Origin of the sequence: Actinophytocola sp., assembly GCF_035634895.1 — a bacterium.
Lineage (GTDB): Bacteria > Actinomycetota > Actinomycetes > Mycobacteriales > Pseudonocardiaceae > Actinophytocola.
Window position 1 is genome coordinate 1 of record NZ_DASQCC010000163.1, and the last position, 3,726, is coordinate 3,726.

Genomic DNA, 3,726 nt, shown 5'->3' on the forward strand with positions numbered 1-3,726 from the left:
TGTATCAACAAGCTCAAGGGGTTCCGGGCCGTGGCCACCCGTTACGACAAGCGTGACTTCATGTACCAGGCCACCATCGACGTCGCCTCCATCCGGATCTGGCTCAAAGACCCCGTTCCATGATCCACGGGACACGCCCTAATCCAGGTGGAACTCGCGTGAGCGTTCCACCTCGGCGACGCCCGGCACGGTCGACAGGGAGTCCAGCGCATCCCCGTCGACCGTGCCGGTCACGACGCCGACACTGTCGAGCACCTCGGCCACGCGCAGCCCCGCCCGCCGTAGCGCGTCGACCACCGTGGCCATGTCGCCCACCTGGTCGTCGGCCACCGAGATGACCACCTGCTCCTCCGCCACGTGGCCTCCTCGACGAACCGGTCCTCAGGGCGCTTGGACCAATCCTGCCCCAACGTCGGTGCTGGGCAAAGGCATCCGCCGTCCCGTCTGGGACAGTCGCGCCCAGAGCTCGAACCCGCGTGCGCCGGTGGCCTGGGCGATCAGCGCGGCGGTCCCGGCGGCGTGCGGGGTGGCCATGCTCGTGCCCGAGATCCGCTTGTACCGCAGCGGTGTGGGCCAGCTGGAGTAGATGTCCAGCCCCGGCCCGGCGAGGTCGACCGCGCCGATGGTGTCCACGGTTCCGCACGAGAAGTACGCCATCCTGCGGCCGGAGTCGACCGCGCCGACGGACATGATCGACGGGCAGTTCGCCGGGTGCCCGACCGGGTTGATCCGGCCGACCCTCCGGTCGCTCTCGTTGCCGGCGGCCGCGATGATCAGGGTGCCCTTCTGCAGGGCCCGGTTCGCGACCCGCTCGAACGTGCGCGAGTACGCCTGGCCCGGCTGGGTCGCCGCGCCGAGTGACATCGACACGACCGCGCACCCGCTCGTGATGGCCCAGTTGATGCCGGACAGGATGCCGCCGTCCGCGCCGGAGCCCTCGTTGCTCAGCACCTTGCCGACGTGGATCTCGGCCTCGTAGGCCACGCCGTAGCCGGGACCCGAGTCCACCTCCCGAGGCCCGCACGAGGTGCCGACGCAGTGCGTGCCGTGCCCGTGCCCGTCCTGGACCTCCTCGCCCTGGACGAACGAGCTGGACACGATCGTCCGCCCGGCGAAGTCCGGGTGGTGCAGGTCGAAGCCGGTGTCGAGCACGGCGACCTTGATGCCCTTGCCGGTCGCCCTGCTGTTGGGCGCGCCGACGGCCTGGAGACCCCAGGTGAACACGCTTTCGTCGACGGCCGTGGCCTCGGCCTCGGCGGTCGGCGCGGTCGGCTCGATCGCCTGGACGAAGCGTTCCGGCTCGATCAGCGCGATGGGGCCCGGCTCGTCCGCGGCCTGCGCGAGCGCGGTCACCTGGTCGGCGTCGGCGGACACGAGCGCGACGCCCAGCTCGTGCATCACGAGGCCCTCGGCGTCCCAGAGCGGGTCGTTGCCGGTGGCCTCGGCGGAGCTCTCCGCGCGGATGCCAGCCACGCGGTTGAGCTCCACGGTCGCGGTGGACCAGTCGTCCTCGAGGAGGACCAGGTATCTGCCCGTGGTGCCGTCCTGTGCTGTTGTCATGCCGGTCAACCTTCTTCCCCTGCGAAAGTGCGTTGTAGAAGGTTCGGGATCCCAGCATGTGGTGTAACGGGGGTCACATGATCGAGGCCGGATCAACTTCCCCCAGCGGACGTTTATCGTCGGAACCATGCAGAGCTGGCCATCCACACCCGTGCCCAGGGTTCCCGGGACCCCCCGCCCGCTGCGGCTCTACGACACCGCCGCCCGCGAGGTCCGCCCGACGACGCCCGGTCCTACGGCGACCATGTACGTCTGCGGCATCACCCCGTACGACGCCACCCACCTGGGGCACGCCGCGACCTACCTCGCGTTCGACCTGGTGCACCGGCAGTGGCTGGACAACGGCCATGACGTGCACTACGTGCAGAACGTCACTGACGTGGACGACCCGCTGCTGGAGCGCGCGGAACGCGACCAGGACGACTGGGTCGTGCTGGCCATGCGGGAGACCGCCCTGTTCCGCGAGGACATGACCGCGCTGCGGGTCCTGCCGCCGCGGGACTACCTGGGTGCGGTGGAGTCCATCCCGGAGATCGTCGAGTCGGTGGCGAAGTTGCTCACCGACGGCGTCGCCTACCGGGTGGCCGACCAGGAGTACCCGGACATCTACTTCGCGCACCTGGCGTCCGGCCGGTTCGGCGAGGTGTCCCAGTACCCGCCGGAGGAGATGGCGAGGTACTTCGCCGAGCGCGGTGGTGACCCCGACCGGCCCGGCAAGCGCCACCCGCTGGACGCGCTGCTGTGGCGGGCGGCGCGGCCGGGGGAGCCGAGCTGGGAGAGCGAGCTGGGTCCCGGCAGGCCCGGCTGGCACATCGAGTGCAGCGTGATCGCCCTGAACCGGCTGGGCATGGGGTTCGACGTGCAGGGCGGCGGGTCGGACCTGATCTTCCCGCACCACGAGTTCAGCGCGGCGCATGCCGAGGCCCTGACCGGCGAGCACCCGTTCGCGAGGCACTACGCGCACGCCGGCATGATCGGCCTGGACGGCGAGAAGATGTCCAAGTCGCGCGGGAACCTGGTGTTCGTGTCACGGCTGCGTGCGGACAAGGTCGACCCGATGGCCACGCGGCTGGGGTTGCTGTCCGGGCACTACCGGTCGGACCGGCCGTGGACGCCAGCGGTCCTGGCCGACGCGGAGGCCCGCCTGGCCCGCTGGCGCGCGGCGGTCGCCCTAGCCGCTGCGCCACCGGCGGCGGACGTGATCACCCGCCTGCGTGACCACCTGTCGAACGACCTGGACACCGAGCGTGCCCTGGCCGCGGTCGACGCGTGGACGGACGCCGCGCTGTCGGTGGGCGGCCAGGACACCGAGGCTCCCGCGCAGGTCCAGGCCGCCGTCGACGCGCTGCTGGGGGTGCTGCTCTAGGGTCGCCGGACCCCGGCTCGGCTCCTGGCCAGCAGGGCGACCGGGGTCACGACGGCCAGCAGGACCGCCGGCAGGAGGAAGCCGAGCGCAGGGGACACGTGGTACACCGGCGTGAACGCGATCGGGCTCGCGGACGCGCCGATGAACCGGAACGCCTGGACGACCGACACCGCGCCGGCCGGGTTCTGGTCGCTTGTCAATACGAGCGTATTGAGTCCGACCTGCACGAACTGGGCGCAGAACCCGCACAGCGCCCACAGCACGGCGACGGCCGGGAGCCACGGCACCAGGCCGATCAACGCGACCGGCGCGGCCCCCGCCATGCTGAACAGGGCGCCGCGCCGGCCGCCGATGCGGTCGACCAGGCGGCCGACGAACCGGGCGGTGAGGATCCCCACCACGCCGAACGCCGTCAGCAGCAGCCCGCGCGCGGCGGCGGACAGGCCGAAGCCGTCCTCGGCGCGGAACGCGACCAGGAACGTCAGCCCGCCGAGGCAGCCCCAACCGACGAACGCGACCGCGGCGGCCCGCATCACCTCCGGCCGCCACGCCGACCGCAGCCGGGCGACCTCGGCCGGTCCGCGGTCGGGCGTGTCCGGCAGGCCGACCACGGCGAGTGCCGCCGCGGCGATGGCGACACCGACGAACGCCAGCCGCCAGGTGGCCTCGGCCGCGAGCCCGCCCAGCAGCGGCCCGCTGGTCTGGCCGGCCGCCTGCAGTGAAGCGAACAGGCCGAGCGCCCGGGACAGCCTGGCGCGCGGCGTGGTGGCGGCGATGGTCGCGAGCAGCAGGGGAGTGGT

At 72.1% G+C, this 3,726-nt stretch carries 4 protein-coding genes and 1 pseudogene; 2 read left to right on the plus strand and 3 right to left on the minus strand.

The window, feature by feature from the left end; genetic code table 11:
- Nucleotides 1-123: pseudogene (locus tag VET29_RS24545) on the plus strand (IS5/IS1182 family transposase); the annotation flags it as partial.
- A gap of 15 nt (nucleotides 124-138) precedes the next feature.
- Here VET29_RS24545 and VET29_RS24550 read toward each other — a convergent pair.
- Nucleotides 139-357 (minus strand): hypothetical protein, encoded by a 219-nt coding sequence (locus tag VET29_RS24550; RefSeq protein WP_324924467.1) that lies wholly within the window; start codon nucleotides 355-357, stop codon nucleotides 139-141.
- A 24-nt stretch (nucleotides 358-381) separates the two neighbouring features.
- A complete protein-coding gene (locus tag VET29_RS24555) occupies nucleotides 382-1,560 on the minus strand; it encodes a S8 family peptidase (RefSeq protein WP_324924469.1) in 1,179 nt (392 codons plus the stop codon).
- A 127-nt stretch (nucleotides 1,561-1,687) separates the two neighbouring features.
- On the opposite strand from VET29_RS24555, the gene mshC reads away from it, so the two are divergent.
- On the plus strand, nucleotides 1,688-2,926 hold the full coding sequence (gene mshC / locus VET29_RS24560; protein ID WP_324924472.1) for a cysteine--1-D-myo-inosityl 2-amino-2-deoxy-alpha-D-glucopyranoside ligase: 1,239 nt from the start codon (nucleotides 1,688-1,690) through the stop codon (nucleotides 2,924-2,926).
- On the opposite strand, the gene VET29_RS24565 is transcribed toward mshC, so the two are convergent.
- Nucleotides 2,923-3,726 (minus strand): MFS transporter (locus VET29_RS24565; protein WP_324924474.1); only part of this gene is annotated, 804 nt, incomplete at its 5' end. The two genes, mshC and VET29_RS24565, sit on opposite strands and share 4 nt — an antisense overlap.